General features: G+C 65.3%; 28 protein-coding genes and 1 tRNA gene. 14 read left to right on the top strand and 15 right to left on the bottom strand.

Going from position 1 to position 26,172, the window contains the following annotated elements; genetic code table 11:
• Positions 1–6 precede the first annotated feature (6 nt).
• The 5 genes from QX094_RS33485 (at position 7) to QX094_RS33465 (ending at position 4,463) form a co-directional block, all read left to right on the top strand.
• Positions 7–543 (top strand): DsbE family thiol:disulfide interchange protein, encoded by a 537-nt coding sequence (locus QX094_RS33485; protein ID WP_315717735.1) that lies wholly within the window; start codon positions 7–9, stop codon positions 541–543.
• Entirely contained in the window at positions 540–1,052 is a 513-nt protein-coding gene (locus tag QX094_RS33480; RefSeq protein ID WP_315769962.1) for a cytochrome c-type biogenesis protein, read from the top strand. The genes QX094_RS33485 and QX094_RS33480 overlap by 4 nt, the downstream gene beginning before the upstream one ends.
• Positions 1,049–2,368, top strand: a complete 1,320-nt coding sequence (gene ccmI, locus QX094_RS33475) for a c-type cytochrome biogenesis protein CcmI (RefSeq protein ID WP_316188485.1) — start codon at positions 1,049–1,051, stop codon at positions 2,366–2,368. The genes QX094_RS33480 and ccmI overlap by 4 nt, the downstream gene beginning before the upstream one ends.
• Positions 2,369–2,431: 63 nt before the next feature.
• Entirely contained in the window at positions 2,432–3,085 is a 654-nt protein-coding gene (locus tag QX094_RS33470; protein WP_315717732.1) for a response regulator transcription factor, read from the top strand.
• Positions 3,086–3,089: 4 nt separating this feature from the next.
• A complete protein-coding gene (locus tag QX094_RS33465) occupies positions 3,090–4,463 on the top strand; it encodes a HAMP domain-containing sensor histidine kinase (RefSeq protein ID WP_315769966.1) in 1,374 nt (457 codons plus the stop codon).
• Between the two features lie 179 nt (positions 4,464–4,642).
• Here the strand turns inward: QX094_RS33465 and QX094_RS33460 are convergent, their stop codons facing one another.
• The gene (locus QX094_RS33460; protein ID WP_315717730.1) at positions 4,643–5,014 is read right to left on the bottom strand and encodes a c-type cytochrome; all 372 of its coding nucleotides are present in this window, start codon (positions 5,012–5,014) and stop codon (positions 4,643–4,645) included.
• Between the two features lie 214 nt (positions 5,015–5,228).
• On the opposite strand from QX094_RS33460, the gene QX094_RS33455 reads away from it, so the two are divergent.
• Positions 5,229–6,401 (top strand): FIST N-terminal domain-containing protein, encoded by a 1,173-nt coding sequence (locus tag QX094_RS33455; RefSeq protein ID WP_315717729.1) that lies wholly within the window; start codon positions 5,229–5,231, stop codon positions 6,399–6,401.
• On the top strand, positions 6,398–7,750 hold the full coding sequence (locus tag QX094_RS33450) for a hybrid sensor histidine kinase/response regulator (RefSeq protein WP_315717728.1): 1,353 nt from the start codon (positions 6,398–6,400) through the stop codon (positions 7,748–7,750). The genes QX094_RS33455 and QX094_RS33450 overlap by 4 nt, the downstream gene beginning before the upstream one ends.
• On the opposite strand, the gene QX094_RS33445 is transcribed toward QX094_RS33450, so the two are convergent.
• The 6 genes from QX094_RS33445 to QX094_RS33420 form a co-directional block, all read right to left on the bottom strand.
• Entirely contained in the window at positions 7,704–8,438 is a 735-nt protein-coding gene (locus tag QX094_RS33445; protein ID WP_315717727.1) for a response regulator transcription factor, read from the bottom strand. The genes QX094_RS33450 and QX094_RS33445 overlap by 47 nt on opposite strands.
• Before the next feature lie 207 nt (positions 8,439–8,645).
• The gene (locus QX094_RS33440) at positions 8,646–9,335 is read right to left on the bottom strand and encodes a response regulator transcription factor (protein WP_316165067.1); all 690 of its coding nucleotides are present in this window, start codon (positions 9,333–9,335) and stop codon (positions 8,646–8,648) included.
• Between the two features lie 70 nt (positions 9,336–9,405).
• Positions 9,406–10,617, bottom strand: coding sequence for a c-type cytochrome (locus QX094_RS33435; RefSeq protein ID WP_316188484.1), 1,212 nt, complete (start codon positions 10,615–10,617; stop codon positions 9,406–9,408).
• A 142-nt stretch (positions 10,618–10,759) separates the two neighbouring features.
• Positions 10,760–12,451, bottom strand: coding sequence for a PQQ-dependent methanol/ethanol family dehydrogenase (locus tag QX094_RS33430; RefSeq protein WP_316204566.1), 1,692 nt, complete (start codon positions 12,449–12,451; stop codon positions 10,760–10,762).
• A gap of 466 nt (positions 12,452–12,917) precedes the next feature.
• Positions 12,918–13,622: a Crp/Fnr family transcriptional regulator gene (locus QX094_RS33425; RefSeq protein ID WP_315717723.1), complete on the bottom strand. Its 705-nt coding sequence runs from the start codon at positions 13,620–13,622 to the stop codon at positions 12,918–12,920.
• A 171-nt stretch (positions 13,623–13,793) separates the two neighbouring features.
• Positions 13,794–14,090 carry a putative quinol monooxygenase gene (locus QX094_RS33420; protein WP_315717722.1) on the bottom strand — a complete coding sequence of 99 codons (297 nt, stop codon included), beginning with the start codon at positions 14,088–14,090 and terminating at the stop codon, positions 13,794–13,796.
• Positions 14,091–14,441: 351 nt separating this feature from the next.
• On the opposite strand from QX094_RS33420, the gene QX094_RS33415 reads away from it, so the two are divergent.
• Genes QX094_RS33415 through QX094_RS33405 form a run of 3 tightly spaced genes read left to right on the top strand, consistent with a single transcriptional unit; the run spans position 14,442 to position 16,575 of the window.
• Positions 14,442–15,230, top strand: a complete 789-nt coding sequence (locus QX094_RS33415; protein WP_316188483.1) for an SDR family NAD(P)-dependent oxidoreductase — start codon at positions 14,442–14,444, stop codon at positions 15,228–15,230.
• The gene (locus QX094_RS33410) at positions 15,227–16,081 is read left to right on the top strand and encodes an SDR family NAD(P)-dependent oxidoreductase (RefSeq protein WP_316188482.1); all 855 of its coding nucleotides are present in this window, start codon (positions 15,227–15,229) and stop codon (positions 16,079–16,081) included. Before QX094_RS33415 ends, QX094_RS33410 begins: the two co-directional genes overlap by 4 nt.
• Entirely contained in the window at positions 16,078–16,575 is a 498-nt protein-coding gene (locus QX094_RS33405; RefSeq protein ID WP_316188481.1) for a nuclear transport factor 2 family protein, read from the top strand. The genes QX094_RS33410 and QX094_RS33405 overlap by 4 nt, the downstream gene beginning before the upstream one ends.
• An 866-nt stretch (positions 16,576–17,441) precedes the next feature.
• Here QX094_RS33405 and QX094_RS33400 read toward each other — a convergent pair.
• A tRNA-Leu gene (locus QX094_RS33400) sits at positions 17,442–17,526 on the bottom strand.
• A 135-nt stretch (positions 17,527–17,661) separates the two neighbouring features.
• Positions 17,662–17,955 (bottom strand): FliM/FliN family flagellar motor switch protein, encoded by a 294-nt coding sequence (locus tag QX094_RS33395; protein ID WP_409997775.1) that lies wholly within the window; start codon positions 17,953–17,955, stop codon positions 17,662–17,664.
• A 20-nt stretch (positions 17,956–17,975) separates the two neighbouring features.
• Between QX094_RS33395 and lipB the strand changes: the two genes are divergently transcribed.
• Complete coding sequence (gene lipB, locus QX094_RS33390; RefSeq protein ID WP_315754767.1) at positions 17,976–18,698, top strand: lipoyl(octanoyl) transferase LipB; 723 nt, start codon at positions 17,976–17,978, stop codon at positions 18,696–18,698.
• A gap of 2 nt (positions 18,699–18,700) precedes the next feature.
• Here the strand turns inward: lipB and QX094_RS33385 are convergent, their stop codons facing one another.
• Positions 18,701–19,129: a 4-oxalocrotonate tautomerase family protein gene (locus QX094_RS33385; RefSeq protein ID WP_316170833.1), complete on the bottom strand. Its 429-nt coding sequence runs from the start codon at positions 19,127–19,129 to the stop codon at positions 18,701–18,703.
• 108 nt (positions 19,130–19,237) lie between these two features.
• On the opposite strand from QX094_RS33385, the gene QX094_RS33380 reads away from it, so the two are divergent.
• The gene (locus tag QX094_RS33380; RefSeq protein WP_316188480.1) at positions 19,238–20,095 is read left to right on the top strand and encodes a LysR family transcriptional regulator; all 858 of its coding nucleotides are present in this window, start codon (positions 19,238–19,240) and stop codon (positions 20,093–20,095) included.
• A 59-nt stretch (positions 20,096–20,154) separates the two neighbouring features.
• Positions 20,155–21,201, top strand: coding sequence for an AraC family transcriptional regulator (locus QX094_RS33375; protein WP_315717714.1), 1,047 nt, complete (start codon positions 20,155–20,157; stop codon positions 21,199–21,201).
• Between the two features lie 16 nt (positions 21,202–21,217).
• On the opposite strand, the gene QX094_RS33370 is transcribed toward QX094_RS33375, so the two are convergent.
• From QX094_RS33370 to QX094_RS33360, 3 genes are read right to left on the bottom strand one after another with little or no spacing between them, the layout of a single operon-like run.
• Positions 21,218–22,654 carry a TIGR01777 family oxidoreductase gene (locus QX094_RS33370; protein WP_316175950.1) on the bottom strand — a complete coding sequence of 479 codons (1,437 nt, stop codon included), beginning with the start codon at positions 22,652–22,654 and terminating at the stop codon, positions 21,218–21,220.
• Positions 22,651–23,310 (bottom strand): DUF4166 domain-containing protein, encoded by a 660-nt coding sequence (locus QX094_RS33365; protein WP_315827875.1) that lies wholly within the window; start codon positions 23,308–23,310, stop codon positions 22,651–22,653. The genes QX094_RS33370 and QX094_RS33365 overlap by 4 nt, the downstream gene beginning before the upstream one ends.
• A 16-nt stretch (positions 23,311–23,326) precedes the next feature.
• Positions 23,327–23,887, bottom strand: coding sequence for a GbsR/MarR family transcriptional regulator (locus tag QX094_RS33360; RefSeq protein ID WP_316175951.1), 561 nt, complete (start codon positions 23,885–23,887; stop codon positions 23,327–23,329).
• Between the two features lie 148 nt (positions 23,888–24,035).
• On the opposite strand from QX094_RS33360, the gene QX094_RS33355 reads away from it, so the two are divergent.
• The gene (locus tag QX094_RS33355) at positions 24,036–24,845 is read left to right on the top strand and encodes a class I SAM-dependent methyltransferase (RefSeq protein WP_315717710.1); all 810 of its coding nucleotides are present in this window, start codon (positions 24,036–24,038) and stop codon (positions 24,843–24,845) included.
• Positions 24,846–24,869: 24 nt separating this feature from the next.
• Here QX094_RS33355 and QX094_RS33350 read toward each other — a convergent pair whose 3' ends face one another.
• Together QX094_RS33350 and QX094_RS33345 are read right to left on the bottom strand one after the other, a co-directional pair.
• Entirely contained in the window at positions 24,870–25,172 is a 303-nt protein-coding gene (locus tag QX094_RS33350; protein ID WP_315717709.1) for an acylphosphatase, read from the bottom strand.
• On the bottom strand, positions 25,169–26,035 hold the full coding sequence (locus QX094_RS33345) for an isocitrate lyase/PEP mutase family protein (RefSeq protein ID WP_316188479.1): 867 nt from the start codon (positions 26,033–26,035) through the stop codon (positions 25,169–25,171). The genes QX094_RS33350 and QX094_RS33345 overlap by 4 nt, the downstream gene beginning before the upstream one ends.
• Positions 26,036–26,172: the final 137 nt, after the last annotated feature.

The raw sequence follows: 26,172 nt of genomic DNA, 5'->3' as shown, positions 1-26,172 counted from the left end.
CGAGATATGCCGCGCCTCCCCTATCTCATACCTCTCGTGGCTTTCGCCGCACTGGCCGCTGGACTGGCTTTCAGCCTGACCAACGATCCGCAGCGAATGCCCTCGACCCTGATCGACAAGCCGACGCCGCGTTTCCAGCTCGCGTCGCTCGACGGCAAGGGCGGCGGTCTTGCCAATACCGACCTGCAGGGCGACGTGGTCCTGCTCAACGTTTTCGCATCCTGGTGCCCTGGATGCCGCGTCGAGCATCCCATGCTGCTCAAGCTCGCAGAGAGCTCCGCGATCCCGATCTATGGGCTGAACTGGAAGGACGATCGGAACGACGGCAAACGTTGGCTTGCCAAGCATGGCAGTCCCTATGCCCGTGTCGGCTCCGATGAGTCCGGCCGGGCCGGCATCGATCTTGGCGTGACCGGCGTTCCCGAAACCTTCGTGATCGATCGGGCCGGCCGCATCCGCTTCCGCTATCCCGGCCCGCTGACCGAAGATGTATGGCGTGACGATTTCGAACCTCTGCTGAAGGCACTCAGGAGCGAGTCATGAACTGCCGGCGGATCAAGCGCGCGGCCGAAGCGCTGCTCGTCAGCTCGCTCGTGCTGACGGCGACATGGTCGCCATCTCGTGCGGTGCTTCCCGACGAAATGTTGCGCGACGAGGGACTGGAGGCCCGCGCGCGCGCGCTGGGCCAGGAGCTGCGCTGCGTCGTTTGTCAAAATCAGAGCATTGACGACTCCAACGCTCCATTGGCGCATGATCTGAGGGTGCTGCTGCGCGATCGCCTGCAGGCCGGCGACAGCGACCGGCAGGCGGTGGACTTCCTGGTCGCACGCTACGGCAACTTCGTCCTGCTCAAGCCTCCCTTGCAGTGGAATACCATCGCGCTGTGGATCGGTCCCCTGCTCGCCCTGCTCACGGCCGCCGTCGGCTTCGGCCGCTACGTGCGCCGGGCGGCAGCCAATGCGAGTGCGCCCGAGGCGGAGCACGTCGCTCCGCTCAGCGCCGACGAACTCGAAGCCATCGAGGCGATCCTCGATCGACGGAGCCTTTCATGATGCTGTGGCTGATCCTGACGGCGATGATTTCCGTGGCCGCCGTGCTCATATCGACGCCATTCATCCGCAGCTACGAGCGGAGACGGTTGGCTTCGGCTCAGGGACTTGCCGTCCACCACGACCAGCTCCGCGAGATCGAGAACGAAACCGCACGCGGCCTGATCGACAAGTCGGATGGCGAGAACGCGGCCAGCGAGATCAAGCGGCGCATTCTCGCCGCAGCGGCCGCCGAACAGCCGCCGGCGCCCTCCCTCGCCAGCTCCGAACGAAAATTTGCGCTCAGTGTCGTCACGCTGACGGTGGTGTTCGGCTCCGTCGGTCTGTATGCGGTTGTCGGAAATCCGGATGTCCCCGCGGCCGGACCGGGCCAGACCGCCAGCAGCACCACGGCGAGGTCGGTTGGCGAGGCGCGATCCGACGCCGGCACCCAGGCCATTGCCTCGCTGGAGCAGATGACCAGCCAGGACGGTCGCGACCGACCGCAGCAGAGCAGCGGACTGCCGCCGGTCGAAGAGATGATCCAGCGTGTGCAGACGAGACTGGAGCGGAATCCCAAGGATGCCGACGGATGGCGGCTGCTGGGCTGGTCGCTGTTCAACATCGAGCGCTTTGCAGAGGCGGCACAGGCCTATGCGCGCGCAATGGAGCTGCGGCCAAGCTCGGCAGAATACCGCAGCGCACGCGGCGAAGCGCTGGTGCGGGCGGCGGACGGCACCGTCACGTCCGAAGCCCGCGCGGACTTCGACGAAGCACTCAAACTGGATCCCAAGGACGCGCGCGCCCGCTTCTTCATCGGCGTCGTGAAAGAACAGGAGGGAGACAAACGGGGTGCGATGGCCGACTGGGCGGCGATCGTATCGGAGGCCGATCCGAACGAGCCGTGGCTGCCCGATCTCAAGCAGCGGCTCGGCGCGCTTCGTCGCGAGCTCGGAGAGGACGGCGGCTCGCCATCGCCTGCCCGGCCGAACCTGTCCGCCGAGCGCATGCAGGAACTCCTGCGCTCCGGCAAGACCTCCGCGACCGAGCCGGCGGAGCCGCGCGGCCCCCGCGCCGAGGACATCCGCAAGGCGGAAAGCATGTCCACACAGGACCGCAACCTCATGATCCGGGGCATGGTGGATGGCCTTGCGAGCCGACTCGAGCAATCACCGCGCGATGCAGAAGGCTGGATCAAGTTGATCCGCTCGCGGGTGGTGTTGGGCGATGTCGAGGCGGCGAAACAGTCGCTGCAACGCGCACTGTCGGTCTTTGCGGAGGACGTCCCGGAGCGCACGCGCATCGCTGACGCAGCCAGAGAGCTCGGGATCAATCCATAGCGTTCGAGGCCCGATCAGCGTGTCCGCATCGTCGGAACCCGTTCGGCAACCGGAGGAATGGCAATGCGCATTCTGCTCATAGAGGACGAGCCCATCTACGCGGAGCGCATCAGGGAAAGCCTGGCCGATGCCGGTTTCGAGGCGGATCTCGCCACCGATGGCAAGCAGGGCTGGATGCTGGGCAACAGCCAGCCCTATGATGCCGCGGTGCTCGACCTCGGCCTGCCGTGCATTTCGGGCCTCGACGTGCTGCAACGCTGGCGTCATACCGGGCACACGCTGCCGGTGCTGATCCTGTCCGCCCGCAGCGGCTGGGTCGAGCGTGTGAACGGCCTGAACGCAGGCGCGGACGACTATCTCGAAAAGCCCTTCAAGGCGCAGGAGCTCGTCGCGCGGGTCAAATCGCTGCTCCGTCGGGTCTCCAGCAGACCGGACGCCGTGCTCCGCCTCCGGCAGATCGAATTCAACGCGGCGGCCGGCCTGGTCAAGAAGGACGGGGAGATCGTCGACCTGACTGCACTCGAGTTGCGCGTTCTCGAACTCCTCATGCGCCGCGCCGATCATATCGTGTCGCAGACCGAGCTGCTGGAGCACATCTATCCGAGCAGCGACCATCGCGACTCCAATACGGTCGAAGTCTACATTGCCCGGCTCAGGAGGAAGCTGGGGCGTGACTGCATTCGCACCGTCAGAGGCATGGGATATCGCTTCGGGTAGAGCAATGTTCAGCCGCAACTTCCGAGCCCGGATGCTCGCGGTCGCCGCGATCTGGATTTCCATCGTCTTGTTCGCCAGCGGGCTCGGGCTCTCGATCGTCATTCGCCGTGTCGTCGAGGCCCACTTCGATCATGACCTGCTGGATCACGCCCGCGAGCTCGCCGATCTCGTGGAACTCGACGCCACGCAGCGGCTGTTCATCGCCCGCGATCTGAGCGATCCGCGTTTCTCCCCTGCCCGGTCCGGAATGTATTGGCAGGTCATCCTGCAGAACGGCGAAAGCGCGCGCTCGCCGTCGTTGCAGGATGACCTTTTCCTTTCATTCACGCCCGACCAGAGTCGCGAGGGTTCCCTGCCCTCCTCCACGGCGCTTAGTGTGGAGGGACCGACTGGGCCGATGCGCATGGTCCGAAACATCAGCGAGCCGTCTCGCCTCGGGCAACCCGTCGAAATCCGTGTCGGTGCAGACGAGCGACTGATTAGTGACGAGATGCAGCACCTCAATCTGACGCTGATAGCGACGCTTGGTATCATGGCCCTCGCCATGGTTGGCACCGCCTACGCTCAGGTCGTTTACGGCCTGCGGCCGCTCCAGCGCATGAGTCGCGCCATCGTGGACGTGCGTAGCGGCAAGACCTCAAGGCTGCCTGAGGACCTGCCGGAGGAAATCATGCCGCTCGTCACCGAGCTGAACGGAATGATTGCGGCAAATCTCAACATGGTCGATCGCGCTCGCGTACTCGCAGGAAGTTTTGCACACGCGCTGAAGACACCTCTGGCAATTCTCGACGAGGAGGCAGCACGGCTGAAAGCGTCCGGTCAGGAGATCCACGCTCAGATTCTGTCGGAGCAGTGCTCGCGAATGGCGCTGCTCATCGACTACCAGACGGCGCGCGCAAAGGCCTCCACGATCGCGAATGCAGGTGCGTTTACGGTCGTCGCAGACGTCTTGAGGAGCGTCATCAATACCTACTCGCGATTCAGCCCGGGGCACGACCGGCGGTTCGAAGTCGAAGGAGCAACCGACGTCGTCGTTGCCTGCGATACCAACGATCTGACCGAACTCTTCGGCAACCTGCTCGACAATGCGGCAAAATGGGCACGTGACCGCGTCGTGATTTCGATCGAGGATCTCGACAGCACCGTCTTGATCACGGTTGAGGACGACGGGCCCGGCATTCCAGTCGAGCATCGAATGCGCGTGTTCGACGTGGGCACGAGACTTGACGACGCGAAGCCCGGCACTGGGCTCGGTCTGGCGATCGCCCGCGACCTGACCAGCCTCTATGATGGCCGACTATGGATCGAGGATTCGCGAATTGGAGGCGCCGCCCTGAAGCTTTCGCTTCGAAAGAAGGGTGATCCAAGCTCATCGTGACATGCCTGGTACCCGCAGCCTCGAAACCGCTTGCAGAAACGCCGGCCCGACACCCAACCCGCTCATAGCGATGATGCCCTGGGCCAGCGCGCCAACGATGCCAGTCGTAATCGGTGAGCGGCTCTTTTCCAACGGCGCGGCCTGCAGCGTCGGCAAAGTCGCCAGCTTCCCCGGCTACGCTATTTCAGAGTCGACAGATAGGCGACGACGTCGGCCCGCTCCTTCGCGTCCGCCAATCCTTTGAAATACATCTTGACGCCGTGAACGTCCCCGCGAGGATCGGCGATATAGGCATCCAGTGCCGTCGCGGTCCAAGGCGCATTGTTCTTTTTCATGCTCTCCGAATAGGCGTAGTCCGGCACAGCCGCTGGCTGCCGTCCAACGATGTTCCAGAGGCTCGGGCCGACCTTGTTGACGCCGATCTCGGCAGAGTGGCAGTTCTGGCAGATGCGCTGGAAGATGCTTTTCCCGGCGGCCGGATTTCCGTCGAGCGCGCGGGCGCTCGGTGCCAGGCAGGCGAGAACGGCGACAAGAGCGATGCGGCGGAGCATGCGAAATCTTTCCCTTTTCGATCCGGAGCGGGCGCGGGCTAGCCCCCCGGGCCAGGCGCGGTGAGCAGATCCGCGCGGATGATCGGACGACAGCCCGGCCCAAGTCCTTGTCCTGGATCAAGCCGCGCGGTTGCCGTTGCTGCTCAATTGGCTTAATCTTCTAAAAAAACGAACGATCGCCAACAAACCAAAGTGTCGTTCTGGGAGGTGCCCGATGGGAGACGCCGATCCTCGGCCCCCGCGTCCGTCTGGCGTGACTGCTGCAAAGTCCAAGGCTGCGACGGAGGCCGCTGCGGCGGCCGACATCTGCGGCCAGTTGCCGGCCGAGGGGTTGGCGATGGTGCTGATCTTCCTGTCGCCCCACTACGATCCAAACGAGTTCATGGTGGAGGTGACGACCCGTCTTGCGGACGTCCCCGTATACGGCTGTACGACGGCCGGAGAGCTGTCGCCCGATGGCTGGGACGACAACAGCGTCGTCGCTCTCGGATTTGCCGCCGAGGATTTCACGGTATTCGCACAGCCCATCTTCGGGTTGTCGGGCTTTCGCGTCGATGAAGGACGTCGCCTCGGCAACCAGATGAGGCAGGACCTGTCGCGGCACGGTGGTCGCGACGACGACGGCGTATTCGGGCTCGTCCTGATCGACGGCATGTGCCAGCGCGAAGAGGCGATCATGTCGGCGATCTACGCCTCGCTCGACAATATTCCCCTGGTTGGCGGGTCGGCCGGCGACGGTCTGCGGTTCGAGCGCACCTGGGTCTTTCACGACGGCAAGGCCCACACGGACATGGCCGTGCTGATCCTGATCAGGACGTCATTGCCGTTCCGGCTGTTCAAATGCGACAATTTCGAGCCGACCTCGACCAAGATGGTGGTGACGGAGGCCGATCTCGAGCAGCGTATCGTCAAGCAGCTCAATGCCGAGCCGGCGGCGGAGGAATATTGTCGCGCGATCGGAATAGCCGATTCCGAGCTCGACCCGTTCCTGTTTGCGGCCCATCCGGTCCTGGTGCGCGTGGGAGGCTCCTATTTCGCGCGCTCGATTCAGCGCGTCAGCCCTGACGGCTCGCTCCGGTTCTTCTGCGCGATCGACGAAGGAATGGTGCTGACGGCGGCGAGGTCACGCAACTCCGTGGCGGCCGCCCGCGAGATGCTGGCCGAGGTCCGCGACGAGATCGGCGAGGTCTCGATCTTCATCGGTTTCGAGTGCATCCTCAGGCGTCTTGACGCAGAGCAGCATCAGTTTGCGCGGGAAATGTCCGATCTCTATCGCGACAACCGGATCGTCGGATTCCATACCTATGGCGAGCAGTACGGTTCAATGCACGTCAATCAGACGCTGACCGGGGTCGCGATCGGCAAACGTGGAGCGGCGCAGCCATGACCGCCGCGGGGTCTCCGGAAGACCTGCAGCGCGAGGCGGCCAAGCTCAGGAAGATCAACGCCGCGCTGATGTCCCGGGTCGAACGCTCGATGGACCAGCAGTTCAATGCGTTCTCGCTGTTCGAAACGGCGATCGCGCTCGATCAGCAGGTGCGCGAGCGGACGCGCCAGCTGCGTGATGCGCTGCGTTCGATCGAAACCGCCAACAAGGACCTCTTTCGGGCCAAGCAGCAGGCTGAAGCGGCCAGCTCCCTGAAATCCTCGGTTCTCATCTCCGTTACGCATGATCTGCTTCAGCCGCTCAACGCCGCGCGGCTCACGCTCTCGACCTTGGCGGACGAAGTCTCGTCCGATCGCGGAACGGCCATGGTCGGCCAGGTCGACCATTCGCTGGCCATGCTCGAGGATCTACTGCGGTCCCTGCTGGAGATTGCCAAGCTCGATGCCGGAGCCCTGCGCCCCGATGTCAGGCCCGTTCTGCTCTCGACCCTGTTCGAGCCGCTCGAACGCGAATTCGCCCCGATCGCGGCCAAACGCGGGTTGTCCCTGCGCATTTGTCCGTGCTCGATCGCCGTGGTCTCGGATGCCATGATGTTGCGGCGCATCTTGCAGAACCTCCTCGCCAACTCTCTGCGCTACACGCGGCGAGGCGGCGTCGTCATGGGATGCCGGCCGGGGCCGGGAGCAGGCCGGGTTCGCATCGAGGTCCACGACACCGGCCCGGGTATTCCCAAACCGCAACAAGAAGCGATCTTTCTCGAATTCCAGCGCGGTCAGCCGAGCGCCGAGGATCAAGCCGGCTTCGGGCTGGGCCTGTCGATCGTCCGTCGCTTCGCCAAGGCATTGGACCATGAGGTCGGGCTGGCTTCGCGGGTTGGACATGGGTCCACGTTCAAGCTCGAGCTCGACCGCGCCGACCCGGCAGCCGTACTGCCGGATCCGCATCCTGCGGATCACGTCGACCACGACTATGGCGGGCTCGAAGGCGCCAAGATCCTGCTGATCGAAAACGACCTGGCCACCGCCGAGGCCATGGTCAGTCTGTTGGAAAAATGGGGCTGCGACGTCGTGGCGACGGCGTCGTTGAATGACGCTTTGCAGCGTTTGAGTGCGCTCGGGGCGGTCCCCGAGACGATCATCGCGGATCTCCACCTGGATGGCGACGAGAGCGGGCTTGCCGCCATCCGGGACATCAGGCAATTCCTCGGCCGAGATGTTGCGGCCATGATCGTGACCGCCGACTATTCCGAAGACGCAGCCAGGGAAGCAAGCCAATACGGGCTCGAGATCTTGACCAAGCCGGTCAGGCCTGCGGAGCTTCGCGCGCTGTTGTCGTTCTTGCTGTCTTGAGCGCCTCAGCGCCGTTTGCCCGAGCCGGCGTGCGCGGCTCGCCGATGAGGTTCACGAAGTCGATCTTTTCCATCTCGATGATGGCCTTGGTCCTGCTCATGACGCGAAGCTTGCGCAGGATCTCCGAGACGTGGACCTTCACCGTCGTCTCGCAGATCCCGAGCTCATAGGCGATCTGCTTGTTCTGCAGTCCGCGGCGGATCAGGTCGAGCACGCGCAGTTGCTGCGGCGTCAGCTCGTGAAGACGCTTCAGGAGGTCCTGAGCAGGAAGTCGGCCACGGCGCGCACTGGCGCAGAGGGAGCCGCCTTCAACATGGACCTCGCCCCGCAGCACGGCCTTGATCGCGTCGGCAAGTTGCTGCTTCGAAGTCGACTTCGAGATGTAGCCGGAGACACCCAGCGCGAGAACATGGGCGACGAGGTCCGGGTCCCGATGCGCGGAAACCACCAGGATCGGTGTGCGCGGCGCGGTCTTGCGGATGCGGATGACGCCGGAGAGTCCGGTCGTTCCGGGTGTCGAGAGGTCGAGCAGGATCAGGTCGAATCTCGGCGGAGATGAAAGAAGCCCGACGGCCATGTCGACGGACGTCGCCTCGCACATCTCGGCATCAGCCAGAGCGGCGCGGATCGCGCTCTCCAGCGCCTCCCGAAACAGCGGATGGTCCTCGACGATGAGCAATCGAGCCACGTGCCTGCCTCCCCCGGCCGGATCGAAGATCCGGATCATTCAGTGTCGCGGATCCGACATTCAACCAGCGTGCGGGCTGCGTCTTCGAAGGAACGTCAGAACCGGAGCATCAGCGATACCGCGTTGGTTGGCATCAATCAACGACCACGACGCCATCGACGTCGCCACGCCTGCGGTGGCCGTGGAGTCGTGCGGCGCAACAATTCGCTACGGGTGCTTTCGACTCGAAGCGGTGCGCGATCCCTGCCGGTCGGCCGGCACGTTCAGCGCGATCTTGCCGATCTCGATGACGGCCTTGTTGCGGCTGAACAGACGGAGTTTTCTCAGGATCTCGGTGATGTGCGCCTTGACGGTCGACTCCGCAAGCTGAAGCTCGCTGGCGATTTCCCGGTTCTGATAGCCACGCCTGATCAGGTCGAGGACGCGAAGCTGTTGTGGCGTCAGCTCCTCGAGACGCGCCTGCAGCGCGCGAGATGACCCCTTCCCGTGGCGCTCGACGACGGGCACGAAGTCTTTCGGGACCGAGATCGAGCCGCTGAGCACGCGCTCGATCGCGGACGTCAGCTCACGCTTCGAGGTCGACTTCGGCAGATAGCCGGCCGCGCCGAGCGAAAGCGCCTCGCGCACGACGTTCTGGTCCTCTTCACTCGAGACGATCGCGACCGGAAGCCGCGGATACGCGGCGCGAAGCCGCTGGAATCCCGAGAAGCCCATGGCATCGGGCAGCGTCAGGTCGAGCAGCGCCAGGTCGATGTCGGGTTTCATTGCGAGGGTGGTGAGCGCATCGGCAATCGACAGCGCCTCGAAGATCTCGGCGTCGGGATGCGCCAGACGCACCGCATTGCCGAGAGCTTCGCGAAATAGCGGATGATCGTCGATGATCAGAAAGCGCGTCATGTCCGACCTTCACTCGCCGCCAGCACGTGCCGGGTGGATCCGGCAGATCGTGTCGGCCGGTGCCCCTCCTTCAATTTGCCGTTTCTGACGACTGCACGGTCAGCAGGAACGTATAGATGCTCTCGAACTGGTCGTCGGTAAAGACCTCCTTCCAGGCGGGCATGCCCTTGGAGGGACGGCCTTCATGCACGGTGGTCCAAAATTTGTCGCGCATGTCCTCGCCGTAGCGGGTCCGCAGCCGTCGCAGGTCGATGCGCCGTTCCGCCTGCACGGCGTCTGGTCCGTGACAATGCGCGCAGGTGCCGTTGAAGATCTCTTTGCCCAGCGTCACCGCCTCGGTCTTCGACTCGCTCGCAGTCGAGTCCGAAACCCTCATCACGGCGGCCTCGGCGACCGGCTGGCGGAGAAGCTGAGCAGGGTCAGTCGCCGACGCCAGCCTGATCGGGCGCGGCACGGCGCCGAGCCTGATCGACGGCTCGCGCGGCAGCCCGTATTTGACCGCCAGCTCGGCGATCCGCGGTGCGAGCTGCGGCAGCGCGGCGTCGATCTGATCGCGCAATTGCGTGGAGCTCTTGGCAAGGCCGATCGCGGCATCCCAGGACAGACCGTCGCCCTCGACCGGCTGGATCCGGAAGCTGCTCTGGTAGATCGTCTTGTTCAGCCAGCCTGCAACCGGCCCCCAGACGAAGGCGATGTCGGCCCTGCCGTGGGCCAGCGCCGCCAAGCCTTCGTCCGGTGTCAGCACCGTCACCTTCTCGATGTCGTCGCGCTGGGCCAGCAGATTTTGCGGCGTGGTCTGGTATTGCACCGCGACCCGCTTGCCTCGGAGGTCGTCGATGCCATGGACGACCAACGTTCCGCGGCTGACGAGCGCGTAGGTTTCGGTTGCGATCTTCTGCGAGAAGATCACTGCCGGTCCCATGAAGTCCGCTGACAGCGGCAGGCCGATCATCGCGTCGCACTGCTTGCCCAGCAGCGTCACGCGCACGGTTCGCTTGCCGAAATAGGATTTGTACCAATCATACGTCACGGGGCGGCCGAGCTCACGCGACAGCGCCTGGCCGACCTCGAGATAGAATCCCGGCTGCGTTGGATTGTCGCTCGAAAACGGAAGATTGGTCGGATCCGCACAAAGCCGCAGCGGCTCCGCCTCGTTGGCCAGGCCCGCCGCCGACGCGGCCAGCACGGTGGAGGCCACCAAGGCGACGAGAGCCGTCGCGCTTGCTGCCAGTTCGGCGGCGGCCCGCCAATTCGAGCCAGTCTGACGGCGATTCAGGCGCATCCTCGATCCCTCAGGTCTTGTTTATCTGCTTGTACGGCTCGGTCTCGCGGCCGGGCCGTCTTCGTCCGCTTGATGCGGATTGGCTGAACGCCGCGCGTGTCCCCGCGGCCGGGGCCACGCGCAGCCGTCGCGAGCGTTGCGGTTATTGGACCGCGAACACGAACAGAGCGCCGCCTTCGGGAGCAGCGTTCGTCATCTTCTTGCCGATCTCGCCCAGGAACGCCGGGATCGAGGCGGTGCGGCCGACGACGACGGCGACGTATTGCTTGCCGTCGACCGAATAGGTCACCGGACCGGCGCCGATGCCGGAGCCGAGATTCTTCTTCCACAGGATCTTGCCGGTCTTGGCGTCGATGGCGCGGAAGTCGCCGTGAAGATTGCCGGAGAACACCAAGCCGCCGGCGGTGCTCAGCGTGCCGCCGTTGAACGGAAGGTCTTCCTGGATCGACCAGACCTTCTTGTTGTTCACGGGATCCCAGGCGATGAGTTCACCGAGGAACCCGCCGGGGCCTTCCTTGGTCGGGAATTCCGCACCGAGATAGAACACGCCGCGCTTGTACGAGACGTCGCTGACCGACCAGTCCATGCAGACATTGTTCGCCGGGATGTAGACCAGGCCGGTGTCCGGATTGTACGACATCGGCTGCCAGTTCTTGCCGCCGATCAGGTTCGGGCAGACGTCCTTGACGGGATGTCCGGGGCCCGGCCGTTTGTCCGGATCCTCGACCGCGCGCAACGTCGAGGTGTCCCATTTCTGCGCCCAGTTGGCGAAGACGTATTTCTCGGCCGAGATCACCTTGCCGGTCTCGCGGTTGGCCACGAAGAAGAAGCCATTGCGGTCGGCCTTCATCAGCGTCGGGACAGCCGCACCGCCAACCTTGAGATCGGCGAGAATAGCCTCGTTGACGCCGTCATAGTCCCAGGCATCGGCAGGCGTGGTCTGGATGTGCCACTTGATCTTGCCGGTGTTCGGATCGAGCGCCAGCGTGGATGCCGTATACAGATTGGTCAGCTTGCCGAAATCGCCATTGCCGGTCGAGCGCACGGCGGTGTTCCAGGGACCTGGATTGCTGGTGCCCCAATAGACCGTGTCGCTCTTCGGATCGTAGGAGCCGACCAGCCAGGCCGCGCCGCCACCATGCAGGCCGGTGTCACCCTTCCAGGTCTCGCTGCCGGGCTCGCCGGGCGCAGGCACCGTGTAGGTCTGCCAGACCATCTTGCCGGAGTTGATGTCGTAGGCCTGCAGCGAGCCGCGCACGCCGTACTCGCCGCCGCCGAAGCCGGTGATGACCTTGTCGCGCACGACCAGCGGCGGCGAGGTGATCACCGAGCCCTGCTTGTAGTCCACCACCTTGGACGTCCACAGCTCCTTGCCGGTGGCGGCATCGAGCGCGGTCAGCTTGCCGTCGAGCCGGCCGACGAACAGCTTGCCGTCGGCATAGGAGATGCCGCGGCTGTTCACGTCGCAGCAGGCATATTGCAGCGTATCGTCCGGAATGTCCGGCTCATAGGTCCATTTGCGCGCGCCGGTCGCGGCATCCAGCGCATAGACGTATTTCGGCCCCCACGACGTCGAGACGTAGAGCGTGTTGCCGATCACGATCGGCGAGGCCTCGTTCGAGCGTAGCGAGGCCAGCGAGAACGAATAGACCAGCGACAGCTTGCTGGCGTTCTCGGTGTTGATCTCCTTGAGCGGGCTGAACCGGGTGTTGCCGTAGTCATGCCCGGCCATCGCCCAGGCGCCGGGCTCGCTGGCGGCCTTCAGCGCCGAGTCGTTGGCGCGGACGCCTAACGTGCCGGCGACAAGGAAGGCAACCGTCGAGATGCCAGCCAAGAATCTCCTGCTTGTGAAGTTCATCAGTTCCCTCCGCTTATGTCTTTGTTGTGGTCGTATGGCGCGTGCGCCAGCCCCAAGATGAGCAGTCGCGCTGCAAGCAACGGGGCGATTACAGCATCAGCTCCGCCCGGCTCTCATAGGCGGAAGGTAGTAGGCGCAGGGGATCGGGGTTGAACGCCGATTATCGCGCCCTTTCAGCGACTTACCGGAATTCCATGACCTGCGGGCGGAAGGATCGTTATCGCCATGATGAACGAGGCGCGCTTCTGCTGTGCGGTCTCGTGGCCGCCCGGCGTCCTCGCGGTCGCCACAGCGAGGGAAGCCGTCGCTCTCGAGATGACGCCTTGAACAACCCGGACCGAACGGCGGCATCTTTTAGTTCAGACGCGCCGCCCGCTGGAATACGCAGGGCTCGGCGCCAGACAGGACCCGAGCGCAAAGCTCGCCTTTGGCCTGGTGATGCCTAGCTCTCCGCGGGGTCGCTCGAACTGAGACGTTCGATCGCCTCCAGGTCGTGAATCGTGACCGACGCGTACTTTGCCGTCGCAATTCCATCCTGCTCGAGACTCTTGAGCAGTCGATTGATCGTCTGCCGGCCGACCCCGATCATCACCGCGAGGTCCTCCTGCGACAATCGCAAATCGATGATCATCCCCTTCTCGGTCTGGCGCCCGTGACTCTCTGCGAGCCTCTGCAATTCCTGCGCAAGCCGGTGAAGTGGACGCCGATTGCGCAGAATGATCAGGTTCTGCATCGAGACGCGCAGATGATCGCAGACCATTCGGACGAACGCAGAATAATACTCATTGCTCTCGCTGATGAGCGCCTCGAACCGCTCCTGGCTCACGTGAAACAGCACCGCCCTGCCAACGGCGAACGCATCGTAGCCATAGGGGCGCCCGTCGAGGGCCGAGGTGACGCCGATCCAAGATCCAGGCGAAGAGATCAGCAGGAAGGAGGGATTGCCGGACAGCGAAAAGCTGGTCAGTCGCACCTGCCCCGACACCAGGGCAATCAATCCGTCCCGGGAGTCGCTCGCGGAATAGATCAGGGAGTTGTCCACGTTTCGGATGCGACCCAGACGAAGAATGCTGTCCGCCAATGACGAAGGAAGGCCGGCAAACCACTTGTTCCTGCGCAGAACAGCCTTGAGCACCGCTTTGTTCATTCGTCGCCACACATGAAGACGGGCTTTGTCGCTGTCGCGACATCTGTGATCCCATATCAGTCTAGCGGAGATCAATCGAGGCGGTCGGGTTCGCTGCGGTGCAGGCCCACCCCAGCGCGAGTCGCCGGGTGGGGTAAAATGATGCGCGTCAGACCTGTGGGCCGGCTGGCGCTAGAACGATTTTTCCTCGGCCTCATAGATGGTCATGACTGGCGGTCTCGCGCACAGCTTGGCGACCTCCTGCACGAACGCCCGTGACTCGGGTCGGGCGAAATGCGCCTTGAGCGCGACGGCGTCACGCCAGCGCTCGAAGAAGCGCAGACGGAGGGAGTTTTCGCAATCAACCTGCACGGTGTGCTCCACGCAGCCGTCTTCCGCACGCGAACGATGCACATGCGCCAGGCAGATCTTCATCAGACGATCAAAGCTTTCGCCAAGCCCATCCACAGATCCCACAACGATGATCATCGGCTCTCATCCTCTCACTTTGTCTTCTTCAGCAGGCGCCGGATGGCTGCCCTCGGCGAATGGCATGAGCGGGATCGTCCGGACGTCGAGACTCGACGCCTGGGATGGACACCACAACATTCGTTGCCTCGGTTGTCATGGACCGCCCGTCCCCCTCGAAATTGTTGATGTTCTTGCGCGCGGCGACCTGCGTCCCGGCCCCCTCGCCGGCTCAAAGCTAGGGTGATTTTGTGCATCGATTGTCGCGATTGCGACAGTCTCGGCCATGATCTGCGCTTGTCTCTTGGCGGCGTCACGACGCGGCTCGGCCGGAGGCGCAACGGGCGGCCATGTCGAAACGAGGAGCCCCTCATGTCGCTGACGGCCGAACGCCTCTTCGCAGTCAACGGCCTCGTCACCATTGTGACCGGGGCCGCGAGCGGACTTGGCCTGGCCATTTCCCGGACCATGGCGGCCAACGGCGCCGATTTGATCCTGGTTGACAGGAACGAGAAGGAACTGAGGCGGATCGGCGAGGAGATCATCCCGGGGGCAGATATCGCGACGGTCGATGTCGCAGATCCAGACGCCATCCGGCGGACGGTCGATGACGTCGTCACGCGCAAGGGCCGGCTCGACGTGATGTTCGCGAACGCCGGAATCAGCGGGGGAGCCGGAATTCGATTGCCGCAGGGCCACATCGAGAACGTCGATTTCGCTGCATGGAGCGAGGTTCTCGCCATCAACCAGACCGGTGCATTCGCGACCATCCAGGCTGCGGCGCGACACATGAAGGTGCAGCGCAGCGGCCGGATCGTGGTAACGGCATCGGTCGGAGGATTGCGAGGCTCGGCAGCGACCGCCTATGCGTATGCGGCCGCCAAGGCCGCGGTCGTGAACCTGGTCAGGCAAGCCGCGCTCGAGCTCGCCACATTCGACGTCAAGGTCAACGCCATTGCGCCCGGCTTCTTCCGGACAGGGCTCGGCGGTGGCCGCCTGCTGGACGAGGCCGCGACAGCGCCGCTCCAGGCCATGGTGCCGATGAACCGGCTTGGGATGCCCGACGAGATTGCCGGCGTCAGCCTGCTGCTGGCATCGCCGGCCGCGAGCTATATCACCGGATCGGTGTTCACCGTGGACGGCGGAATCAGCGCGGCATGAAGCAGCTCGGGGGCAAGGTCGCGGTGATCACGGGAGCTGCGAGCGGCATCGGCCGCGAGCTGGCTGCGGCCTGCGCCGCGCAAGGAATGAAGCTCGTTGTCGCCGACGTCGATCGCGACGGACTATCAGCCACGAAAGACCTGATGCCGAGCGGGATCGCCGTGCGCACCGCACAGTGCGACGTGTCCAGCGTCGAGGCGGTTCAGCGCCTCGCCGACCTTGCATTTGAGGAGTTCGGCAACGTTCACCTGCTCTTCAACAACGCCGGTGTCGCGGCGCTTGGCCCGCTCTGGTCCGCAACTCCCGAGGACTGGAAATGGGTGCTCGGAGTCAACCTCCTGGGCGTCGCCAACGGCATTCGCAGCTTCGTGCCGCGCATGATGGCTGCAGGCGACGAGGGCCACATCGTCAACACGGCGTCAGCCGCGGGGTTGACCGCCGTTGCGGGCTCCGGCGTCTACTGCGCCAGCAAGCACGCGGTCGTCGCCTTGTCCGAGTGCCTCTTGAAGGACCTTCAGCTCGCCGGCTCTCCTCTCAAGGTCAACGTGCTGTGCCCCTCGCTCGTCAAGACTGCCATCGCCGACTCAGGCCGACATCGCCCCATACATCTGGCTTCAACAAACCCCGACACTGCAGCGTATGATCTGCGCGTCAGAGCGGGAATGGCGGCATCCGAGGTCAGCGCCGCCGATGTGGCCCGGATGACGATCCAGGCCATCCACGACGACGAATTCTACGTCCTTCCGCATCCAGCGGTACGGCTCCGCGTCGAGGAGCGGCTCCGCAACATCATCGGTGATCACCAGCACCTCCAGCCAGACGGCCTCCCTGCCGAGACGGATGAACCATGAGCAACTCAGACGACAACGTCGATCTCAGAGCCAGGATCGAGGCGCTCGAGAAGCGCCTCGCCGAACATGACGATCGCGAGGCGATCCGGACACTGCGCTGCACGTACCACGAATACGTCAACCAGGAGCGCGTCGCCGATCTGGCCGATCTTTTCGCGGAGAACGCCACGGTGTCCTATGGCGGACGGCCACCGGTCACCGGCCGCGAGGCGATCCGCGACTTCTTCCTCAATTTCCCGATCAAATGGGCGCGCCAGTTCATCCACGCGCACGTCGTCGAAATCGATGGCGACCGCGGCAGAGGCTACAGCCATCTCGACGGCCGTCCCGTTCTCAACGGCAAGAGCCTCATGGTCGGCGGCCGGTTCGATGATGAATATGTCAGAGAAAGCGGCCGTTGGCTGTTCTCGAAAGTCGTACTGACGACCTGGTACATGGTCCCGGTCGAGCCCGACTGGGAAGCTGCGGCCGCAACCAAGCCGGCCCAGTCGTGAGCTGCACGAACTCAGGCTTGCTGATTTGACGGCCGAACTCCATCAGACGTGATAGCGGCACGCCCCCGCTCATCTGGTGATCATGGTTGAGCGATGACGCCACGCAGGCGCCGCAGGGCGGGCAAAGGCGCGCCAACAACGATGGTGTCGTGCACGATCTCGCACGAGCCGTGCCCACCGCCCGCCCCACTGGCGCCAATGGTGGCACGCGTCGCCTTCGGCGTCGCTTTGCCGTCCCATGGCAGCGTCACGTGCGGCGGAGTCGGGGTGCACGGCGCGACGGACTCCGTCAGCGTCATCAAGCTGATTTGGCCCCGTCCAGACCTTCTGAAGAAAATAATCTTGTTGCTATTTTTCCGAATACGTGTTTGTGTATCGCCATCCTGGACCCGCCGAGAGGGGCGCTTCGCGATCGTCACGAGACGTGGGGTCTGGGGATGCGGTGGCCGCAGGCGTGCTGCAGCGGGCTCACGGGCTCGCCGACGAACGGCAGGTTTGCGGACGTGAAGACGCGTGGTCCTGGCGCCCCGATGCTGGCGCCAAGTCGTCGGGCGATGATCCCGAGGGCGACGGTGGCTAAAGAGCCGGACACCGGGGAGATCGCGACATAAGCGTGAAAACCATCGCGCGGGGAATGCCGGGATGTCTCGGCTGAACCCGTGGTTCCTGCCGCCTGCATTTTTTTCGCAGGCGGGCCATGGGTGCGGCCAGCGCCCGGCATTCCCTGCGCCCTCTCATTCTCGAGGGCGGAACGACCGGCACAACTCGGACGCCATCGCGCCGCGGGATCGCAGCCCATCGCCCGAACAAAGGGCGCGAGGCCGGAACAAACCGCAAACAGATTTGAAGTTTTGGGGAGAGAGGGATGGTGCGCTCGGAGGGACTCGAACCCCCACGGTGTTACCCACTGCCACCTCAAGGCAGCGCGTCTACCAATTCCGCCACGAGCGCGAAGAAGAAGCCGGAGCCAGAGGAAGGGCGGCACCGGATCAGTGGCGCCCGTGTATCAAATCGATGTCGGGGGGACAAGGCCCGCCCTGCCCTAAAATACCGGATTGTGGACGGTTTTGGCTTGGCCGGGGCGCGCTATCGCGACGTCGGCGTCGGCGAGCGCGGCAGCATCTGCTTGACCTCGACCGCGATGCGGTTGCGGTCGACCAGCACCACCCCATTTGCGATCGGCAGATTGTTGGCGAGCACCTTGACGTCGTCGGCCTCGGTGGCGTCCAGCTCGATGATGGCGCCGCGGGACAGGCGCAGAACCTGGTGGATGGGCATGGAGCAGGTGCCGAGAACGACCATCAGGTCGACTGTCACTTTATCGAGGGTTGACACTGCAGGACCACCGAAGTCACGACTGGATTTTCGTTGCCCAGACATCACCATGTTGTGGTTAGCCAATGGTTAACAGCCGCGAAACACTCGACCTGACCACCTTTGCTGGCCCCCCCGGCAACGCCGTGGCGTGGCGCATCTCCGATTCGCTGATCGACTACGCCCAGGCCACCGAGTTCATGGAGGCGCGGGCGGCCGCGATCGCCGCTCACGAGGCCGCGGAGATGGTCTGGCTGCTCGAGCACCCGCCGGTCTACACCTCCGGTACGTCGGGCAAGGCCGAAGACCTGCGCGATCCGCGCTTTCCGCTGGTGCCGACCGGGCGCGGCGGCCAGGTCACCTATCATGGGCCCGGCCAGCGGGTGGCCTATGTCATGCTCGACCTCAAGCGGCGCCGGCCGGATGTGCGAGCCTATGTCGCGGCGCTCGAGGAGACCATCATCCGCACCCTCGATGCCTTCAACGTGCGCGGCGAGCGGCGCGAGGATCGCGTCGGCGTCTGGGTCAAACGGCCCGACAAGGGCGAGGGCCATGAGGACAAGATCGCCGCGATCGGCGTGCGGCTGAAGCGCTGGGTCACCTTTCACGGCATCGCCATCAATGTCGAGCCGGACCTGTCGCACTTTCAGGCCATCGTGCCCTGCGGCGTGACCGATCCGCGCTACGGCGTCACCAGCCTGGTTGATCTCGGCCTGCCGGTGACGCTCGCCGATGTCGACATCGCGTTCCGGCAGGCGTTCGAGAGCGTCTTCGGCGCCGTCAGCGTCGCGCAGCCGGAGACGGCATGAGCTCACGCGCCGCCCTGCTGCGGCGGCACGTCGAGCTTCGCCGCGACATAGCGGCGCTCCTGGCTCAAGCCACCGAAGCCGTAGGCATCCGCCTTGACCTCGTCGACATGAAGGTAGGTCTCGTGATGCAGCGGGCCGATCAGCTCGGCCATGCGCGCGAACACCGCGGCCAGATAGGCGGCCTTCTCGTCCTTGGTGTTGGTGCCCTCGCTGACGTGAACGTCGATCCAGTAGCTGGCAAGCCCCTGCTCCGCCAGCGAGGCGCCGCCGGCGAACCAGTCCGCGGCATCCGCTTCCGAGACGATGACGGCGGTGACCTTGGGATCCTTGCGCAGGATCCGCGCCGTCAATTCGGTGACGGCGTCCGCGATGGCCTTTTTCAGCGACGGCGAGCGGCGCTGGCTGGCATAGACGATGTTGATCAACGGCATGGTTGGCTCCCGGTATCCAGCGCGTGACTGCGCCTCGACAGCAAAGCTAGCCGCGCGCCTGCCATTTTGGTATCTTATCGGGATGGATATCAATGATAACGATCGCATATGACAGCCACGCTCGACATCGCGACCGTCCGCGCCTTTCTGCTGGTGAGCGAGCTGCACAGCTTCACCCGGGCGGCCGAGACGCTCGGCACCACGCAGGCCGCGGTCAGCCTGAAGCTGCAGCGCCTGGAAGCGCTGCTCGGAAAGCGGCTGGTCGAACGCTCGCCGCGCGCGGTCCGGCTCACCGCCGACGGCGCGGCCTTCGCCGAGAACGCCCGCGCGCTGGTTGCCGCACATGACCTCGCGCTGACCGGCGCTCCTCGTGCCCGGCCGCTGTTGTCGCTGGGGATCAGCGATCACGTCGCCGGCCCCGAGCTGGTGCCGATGCTCGAGCAGTTGCATGCTGCCATTGCGGACCTCGTCCTGTCGGTCAGCATCGGCTTCTCGCGCGACCTGCTCGACCGCTACGATGCCGGCAAGCTCGACGCCGTGATCGTCCGCCAGGAGGCGAGCCGCCGCGGTGGCGAGGCGTTGATCACGGACGAGTTCGGCTGGTTCGCAGCTCCCAGATTTCGTCTGCCGGCGGCCGGCACGCTGCCGCTCGCCACGCTCGCGCCGCCCTGTGGCGTGCGCAGCATCGCGGTCCGCGCGCTCGAGCGCGCCCGAATCAGCTTCAGCGAGACGTTCGTCGGCGGCGGAGTGACGGCCGTTGCGGCCGCCGCGCGGGCCGGTCTTGCGATTGCGCCGCTGGCCCGCCGGATCGCGCCCAGCGGACTGATCGATGTCGGAACGGATCTCGGCCTGCCCAAGCTCGGCCGCTCCAAGGTGATGCTGCATGCGAAGGCGGGCGATGCGGCCAAGCGCGCAGCCTTGCGCACGCTGGCCGCAGCATTCCGAAGCGCCGCGATCTCGAAGTAATTGACGCCCGCGGAGCCTGATGTAGCATGGATGAATAATCGGAGTTCAGGAGCAGCGGCTTGAACCGTCTCTTGACCGCAGCTGACCTCGTCAGCGCCCCAGCAAAGCCGAGCCCGGCCTCGACCGGCGCGACCGGCCTCGAACCATTGCATCGCCACGCGCTGATCCGAACCTCGAACGCCGACGTGCTGCGCGACCTCGCGGGGCGCCGGCTCGGCGCCGAGCGCGTCGACTTCAGGAACGCCGAGCGCTTCGAGGCGATCGTCAACCTGATCGAGCTCGAGACCATCGGCCTCGCGTTCGGCACCACGACCTGCGACATGGTCTGCGACCATCGCGCCGCCGATCTCATGAGAGTGCAGATCGCCCTGAAGGGACGCGCGGTCAGTTGCACTCCCGGCGAGGCGACCGACGTCAATGAGCATCAGTTCGCAGTCGCGCCGGCCGGCGTGCCATGGCAGATGGCGTGCCAGGGTGGCCATCGGCGACTGACTCTGCGGCTCGATCCGCAGGCGCTGCGACGGCGCCTGACGGCGCTGGTCGGCGTGCAGCCGCGCGCCGACTTTACGATCGACCCTGCCATTCCGGCCGCCGATCCGCAGGCCCGCAACCTGATGCGGCTGCTGGATTTCCTGACGACCCAGCTCAACGAGCAGGATGCGGCGTTCCCCGCCGCGGTCTATCGCGAGCTGGAGGATGCGGTGCATGTCGCCTTCCTCTGCGCCAGCCGTCATCGTTTCCGCGACACGCTCCTGGATCCCTCTCCGATGCCGGATTTCGGCCTGGTCAAGCGGCTCGAGGACTACATCGAGGCGAACTGGCGCGAGCCGATCACGATCGAGCACCTGGCGCGCGAAGCCGGCGTCAGCGCCCGCTCGATCTTCCGTCTGTTCGAGCGCGTGCGCGGCTATTCGCCGATGGCCTTCGCCAAATCGGTGCGCCTGCGGCGCGCCCGCGAGATGCTGCGCTCCGGCGATCCCGACATCACGGTGGCAGCGGCCGCCGCCGCCTGCAACTTTGCCAATGCCGGACACTTCGCCCGCTACTACCGCGCCACGTTCGGCGAGCTGCCATCGGCGACGATGGCACGCGCCGAGCAACCGTGACGCTTTTTTCGACCGCTCACAGGATGGCTTCGAGCGCGCTACGCAGGCTCTGATGCCGGAACACGAAGCCGCTCGACAGCGCCTTGTTCGGCACCACGCGCTGGCCGCCGAGCAAAAGCTCCTCGGCGAAGTCGCCGCCGATCCGGCGCAGCAGGCCGGCGGGGACGCGCAGCAGCGCCGGACGCCGCAGGCAGCGCGCGAGTTCGGCGGTGAAGGCGAGATTGCGCACCGGCAGCGGCGCCGTCGCATTGACCGGCCCGGTGATGGCCTCGGTCGCGATCACATGCGCGATCAGCCGAACGAGATCGTCGCGCTCGATCCAGGACATCCATTGCAGACCGGAGCCGAATGGCCCGCCGAGGCCGAATTCGAACGGCGTCAGCATCCGCGCCAGGAAGCCGCCGTCGCGGCCGACCACGAGCCCGATCCTCAGCAGTGCGACGCGGACGCCGTGCGCTTCGGCACCGCGAGCCGCTTGCTCCCAGGCGTCGCAGAGGTCATGGCTGAAGCAGGCATGCGACTTGGCGGATTCGGTCAGCGGCTGGTCCTGCCACAGGCCGTACCAGCCGATCGCCGAACCGTTGACCAAGACCTTCGGCTTACGGTCGAGCCGCGCAATCAGGGATAAGACGGCTTCCGTCGTAGCCAGCCGGGACTGCAGGATCGTCGCGCGCCTGGCCGCGGTCCACGGCGCATTGCCGATCGGTTCACCGGCAAGATTGACGATCGCGTCGATACGGGTGTCGGACGCGAGCTGATCGAGATTGGTGATCAAGGTCAGCGGCGCCGGCAACATTGCGGCCTTGGCCGGATCGCGGACCAGGGCGACGACGTGATGACCGGCCGCGGCGAGACCGGCCGTCAGCCGCGCGCCGATGAAGCCGGTCGCGCCGGTGATGAGGATGGTCTGCGCCGGCGGCAGCGCCGCGACCAGCCCGGCCGCATCCGGCTGCGACATCCGCGCAAGGCGCCGTGCCGCGGTGAAGTCGCGCAGGCCGCACAGGGCAGCGCCAACCGCGGCGGCAGCCGCAATCCAGCTCAGCAAGCCGGCAAAGGCCGGCACGATCGCCGAGGGCTGCATCGCCCAGCCGATCAGCAGCGGCACCAGCAGCATGAGGATCGCGCCGTAGTTGATGGCGAGCAGCGTGTGATTCACGCGTTCGCTCGGCGGCAGCTTGCGCGTCAGATCCTCCTCGACGAAATCGGTCAGGGTGATGCCGATCTCGGCCACGAGCACCGCGAGCACGAGGATTGCGAACAATCCATGCACCTCGCACCAGCCGATGACGGCGAACAGCAGCGCATAGAGCATATTGCGGACGCCGTGCAGCTTGAGCTCGCCCTGCTGTGACGGGCGCCAGGCCAGGCGCTCGGTGAACTCATGGTGATAGACGGTGTCGAACACGCCCATCACGATCTGAAGCGCAATCAGGGACCAGAGCAGCGGCGTCATGGTGCGGACTCCCGGAACATTGCGCTCTGGCGGATGATGCGCCCGAAGCGCGGATGGATGATCTCGAGCGAGAAGCGAAAGACGCCGCTGCCGAGATCTGAATGGGTGACGGTGAGGTCGCCGGGCGTGAGCCATGCCGGCAGCGCCCAGCGCCGGCCCGCGAAGTCGAACGTGTAGCCGGCGCTATGGAAATGAAGCGCGCCATCGGCGACGCCGACGCGCAGGCTCATGCTAAGGCCCCAGCCGAGATATTCCTCGAGCCCCGTCGGACCGGCGAAGCGCTTGGCGGAATGGATCACCTGCGGGAAGCCATGCGGGCGTCCGCAGATGCGCGTCCAGATCTGGCCGCCTCTCGCCGCGTCCTCCGTCACCGCGACGATCATCGGCACACCGATGTCTGCGTGCGTCGGCAGCGGCCCGCCGATCAGCCGCGCCAGATGCGCGAACCAGAAGCCGGCACGACTGATCTCGGCCTGATCGACCTCGCCGACATAGACGACGGTCGCGCCGTCGGCGAGTTTCTTGGAGAAGCGGCGCCAGATCGACACCGGCAGCCGCCCCCAATCCTCGGCGGACAACAGCGCACGAAACCTGTGATCGTCATGAAGCCGGGCGTTGGAGGGCGTTGAAAGTCCGAGATGTCCCATGGTCACCATGACGCCCTCCGCTCATCTACGACCTTGATCTTCCCGACGGCAGCAGATTTGCGATCTTCTCGCCGAGCTTGATCAGCGCGACGAGACGCGGCCGCGGCACCTTCAGCATCTGCACGTACCAGCGGTCGACCAGCTCGGTGAACGCCAGCATGTCTTTCAGCCGCCTGGCTGCGACCGTGCTGATCGCGAGATCGCCGGTCGCTTCCGCGACGCAGGCGCGCAGCGCAGCGATCGCGGGATCGATCTCGCGCTCCTTGCGGCCGGCCGCGATCCGCTGTGCGACCTCCCAGATGTCGGTCTCGGCCTCGAAATGATCGCGGCGGTCGCCGAGGATCGGCACGCGCCGGATCAAGCCCCAGGCGAGCAGCTCCTTCAGCGAGTTCGAGACATTGGAGCGGGCCATGCCGAGCGTGTCGGCGATGTCCTCCGCCGTCATCGGCTTCTCGGCGAGGTACAGCAGCCCGTGGATCTGGCTCACCGAGCGGTTCACGCCCCACCGGTCGCCCATGTCGCCCCAGTTGAGGATGAAACGCTCGACGGCGGGCGGAAGTTTTCGATGACCTGTAATTTCTGTCATGACAGAAATATCTGACGTACGAGGATGAATGTCAAGAGACCCGCTCTTGAACCGGGCTGGGGGCTGGCCCGACGGATGTTACGGCGCCCATTTTGCGCCTGCCGACCGCCCGGTTCCCCGCCTGCCCCCTCTGCAACAGGAGCAAGCCATGACGGCATCCGACAAGGCGTTCACTGGATCGATCCCACAGATCTACGATCAACTGATGGTCCCCTTGATCTTCGTGCCCTATGCGCTGGACCTCGCGCGGCGCATCGCGGCGTACCTGCCGCGCGACGTGCTGGAGACGGCGGCGGGCACCGGCGTGGTTACGCGGGCCCTGCATGCTCAACTGCCGCCGGAGGTCCGGATCACCGCCACCGACCTCAACGAGCCGATGCTCGCGCAGGCGAAGACCCATCTCGCCGCTGCGGACCGCATCGCATTTCATCAAGCCGATGCGCTGGCCCTGCCCTTTGCCGACGCGAGCTTCGATGCCGTCGCATGTCAGTTCGGCGCGATGTTCTTCCCCGATCGCGTCAAGGGCTATGCGGAGGCCCGCCGCGTGCTCAGGCCCGGCGGACGTTTCGTCTTCAACGTCTGGGACCGGATCGAGGAGAATGAAATCCCTCACGTCGTTCACGAGACGTTGCAGCAGGTCTTCCCCGAAAGCCCGCCGCAGTTCTTCACCCGGACTCCGCACGGCTATTTCGATGCCGGGCGGATCGAGGCCGATCTGACCGCAGCGGGCTTCACCGACATCGCGATCGAGACGGTGACGCATCGCAGCCGCGCGGCGTCGCCTCAGGACCCGGCCACGGCATTTTGCCAGGGCACACCGATGCGCGGCGAGATCGAAGCACGCGGCACGCCCGGCCTCGCCGCCGTGACGCAGGCGACCGCGGACGCGCTGGCGCGCCGGTTCGGCAACGGACCGATCGAGGGCCGCATCCAGGCGCTGGTGATCTCGGCGGGGTGAGCGGCGGGCTCGCGCGCCGTGTCGTTAGAGCGTCGGCAACACGGAGAACGCCTCGCCCGGCCGGCGCGGTTTGAGCTGATCGGCCGTCGCCGGGTTTTCCATCACGGCATCGACATGCGCTGCTGGCGGTCCCTCGCGGCAAGCTGCCAACACGGCGGCAACGTCGTCCGAGGGACCCGCGAACAACGCCTCGACACTGCCATCGGTGCGGTTGCGGACCCAGCCTTCGAGGCCGTTCAGGATGGCCTGGTCCTCGACCCAGGCGCGATAACCCACTCCCTGGACGCGGCCGCGCACCAAGACGTGGACGATGGCGCGATCGATCATGATCCGAGCCCCAGAAAATCGCGCAGGCGCTTCTTCACATCCGCCTCGCGCATCACGCGTGCCGTCAGCTCCGCCGACGGCAGCCCCTTGAGCTGCTTCGGCGAGGCGCCGTCGCGGAGCGCCTTCAGCGTCTCATACACCGCCTGCGCCGCCGCGGCGATCGGCGCATGGCCCTGTAGCGCGACGCGGACACGGCGCGAGGCGAGATAGCCGGGATCGGACATCTCCTCCGGCGCGCCGCCGAGCACGATCGGCAGCGTCGTCGCTGCCGCGACCGCATCGAGTTGGTCGCGCGCGGCAATGCCGGTGAAGAACAGGCCGTCGACGCCGCAGGCCTCATACGCCCTGGCTCGCGCGATCGCGTCGTCGAGCGAGGTGATGGAAACGGCGCCCGTCCGTCCCAGGATGACCAGCGCGGGATCGTCGCGGCGATCGAGCGCGGCCTTCACCTTGCCGACCCCTTCGGCAAGCGAGATCAGTTGCGGCTTCGCTTCGCCGAAAGCCTGCGGCAGCAGCGTATCCTCGATGGTGAGACCCGCGGCACCGGCCGCTTCCAGTTCCTGCACCGTGCGGCGCACGTTCATCGCGTTGCCGTAGCCGTGATCGGCATCGACCAGCACCGGCAGCGCGGCAGCGCGCGACATTCGCCGCATCTGCTCGGCGAGCTCGGTCAAGGTGATTAAGGCAATGTCGGGGTCGCCGAGCACGGCGAGCGAAGCAGCCGAGCCGCCGAACATGCCGAGCTCGAAGCCGAGGTCCTCGGCGATCCGGATCGAAATCGCGTCGTATACCGATCCCGGATGGATGCAGCGATCGCCGGCGAGGATCGCACGGAGCGCCTCTCGACGTGCACGGAAAGTCATCCTCGCCTCCTCTCTCCCGTCATTGCGAAGAGCCAACGGGTCCGCGCAAAGCGCGGCCCGGATGACAGGCTCCGCGACCAAGCAATCCAGAGTTATCTGCCGCCCCCGGATTGCTTCCGCCTTCGCCTACAGGCTTC

Origin of the sequence: Bradyrhizobium sp. SZCCHNS1050 (assembly GCF_032484785.1) — a bacterium.
In the GTDB taxonomy this organism is placed as follows: domain Bacteria; phylum Pseudomonadota; class Alphaproteobacteria; order Rhizobiales; family Xanthobacteraceae; genus Bradyrhizobium.
The sequence above is the reverse complement of the archived record's forward strand: the minus strand, read 5'-3'. Positions and strand labels throughout refer to the sequence as shown.

Coding starts and splice junctions, on each gene's coding strand:
- QX094_RS33485 (WP_315717735.1), top strand. CDS start 7: ATGCCGCGCCTCCCCTATCTCATACCTCTCGTGGCTTTCGCCGCACTG.
- QX094_RS33480 (WP_315769962.1), top strand. CDS start 540: ATGAACTGCCGGCGGATCAAGCGCGCGGCCGAAGCGCTGCTCGTCAGC.
- ccmI (WP_316188485.1), top strand. CDS start 1,049: ATGATGCTGTGGCTGATCCTGACGGCGATGATTTCCGTGGCCGCCGTG.
- QX094_RS33470 (WP_315717732.1), top strand. CDS start 2,432: ATGCGCATTCTGCTCATAGAGGACGAGCCCATCTACGCGGAGCGCATC.
- QX094_RS33465 (WP_315769966.1), top strand. CDS start 3,090: ATGTTCAGCCGCAACTTCCGAGCCCGGATGCTCGCGGTCGCCGCGATC.
- QX094_RS33460 (WP_315717730.1), bottom strand. CDS start 5,014: ATGCTCCGCCGCATCGCTCTTGTCGCCGTTCTCGCCTGCCTGGCACCG.
- QX094_RS33455 (WP_315717729.1), top strand. CDS start 5,229: ATGGGAGACGCCGATCCTCGGCCCCCGCGTCCGTCTGGCGTGACTGCT.
- QX094_RS33450 (WP_315717728.1), top strand. CDS start 6,398: ATGACCGCCGCGGGGTCTCCGGAAGACCTGCAGCGCGAGGCGGCCAAG.
- QX094_RS33440 (WP_316165067.1), bottom strand. CDS start 9,335: ATGACGCGCTTTCTGATCATCGACGATCATCCGCTATTTCGCGAAGCT.
- QX094_RS33435 (WP_316188484.1), bottom strand. CDS start 10,617: ATGCGCCTGAATCGCCGTCAGACTGGCTCGAATTGGCGGGCCGCCGCC.
- QX094_RS33425 (WP_315717723.1), bottom strand. CDS start 13,622: ATGAACAAAGCGGTGCTCAAGGCTGTTCTGCGCAGGAACAAGTGGTTT.
- QX094_RS33420 (WP_315717722.1), bottom strand. CDS start 14,090: ATGATCATCGTTGTGGGATCTGTGGATGGGCTTGGCGAAAGCTTTGAT.
- QX094_RS33415 (WP_316188483.1), top strand. CDS start 14,442: ATGTCGCTGACGGCCGAACGCCTCTTCGCAGTCAACGGCCTCGTCACC.
- QX094_RS33410 (WP_316188482.1), top strand. CDS start 15,227: ATGAAGCAGCTCGGGGGCAAGGTCGCGGTGATCACGGGAGCTGCGAGC.
- QX094_RS33405 (WP_316188481.1), top strand. CDS start 16,078: ATGAGCAACTCAGACGACAACGTCGATCTCAGAGCCAGGATCGAGGCG.
- QX094_RS33395 (WP_409997775.1), bottom strand. CDS start 17,955: ATGTCTGGGCAACGAAAATCCAGTCGTGACTTCGGTGGTCCTGCAGTG.
- lipB (WP_315754767.1), top strand. CDS start 17,976: ATGGTTAACAGCCGCGAAACACTCGACCTGACCACCTTTGCTGGCCCC.
- QX094_RS33385 (WP_316170833.1), bottom strand. CDS start 19,129: ATGCCGTTGATCAACATCGTCTATGCCAGCCAGCGCCGCTCGCCGTCG.
- QX094_RS33380 (WP_316188480.1), top strand. CDS start 19,238: ATGACAGCCACGCTCGACATCGCGACCGTCCGCGCCTTTCTGCTGGTG.
- QX094_RS33370 (WP_316175950.1), bottom strand. CDS start 22,654: ATGACGCCGCTGCTCTGGTCCCTGATTGCGCTTCAGATCGTGATGGGC.
- QX094_RS33365 (WP_315827875.1), bottom strand. CDS start 23,310: ATGGTGACCATGGGACATCTCGGACTTTCAACGCCCTCCAACGCCCGG.
- QX094_RS33360 (WP_316175951.1), bottom strand. CDS start 23,887: ATGACAGAAATTACAGGTCATCGAAAACTTCCGCCCGCCGTCGAGCGT.
- QX094_RS33355 (WP_315717710.1), top strand. CDS start 24,036: ATGACGGCATCCGACAAGGCGTTCACTGGATCGATCCCACAGATCTAC.
- QX094_RS33350 (WP_315717709.1), bottom strand. CDS start 25,172: ATGATCGATCGCGCCATCGTCCACGTCTTGGTGCGCGGCCGCGTCCAG.
- QX094_RS33345 (WP_316188479.1), bottom strand. CDS start 26,035: ATGACTTTCCGTGCACGTCGAGAGGCGCTCCGTGCGATCCTCGCCGGC.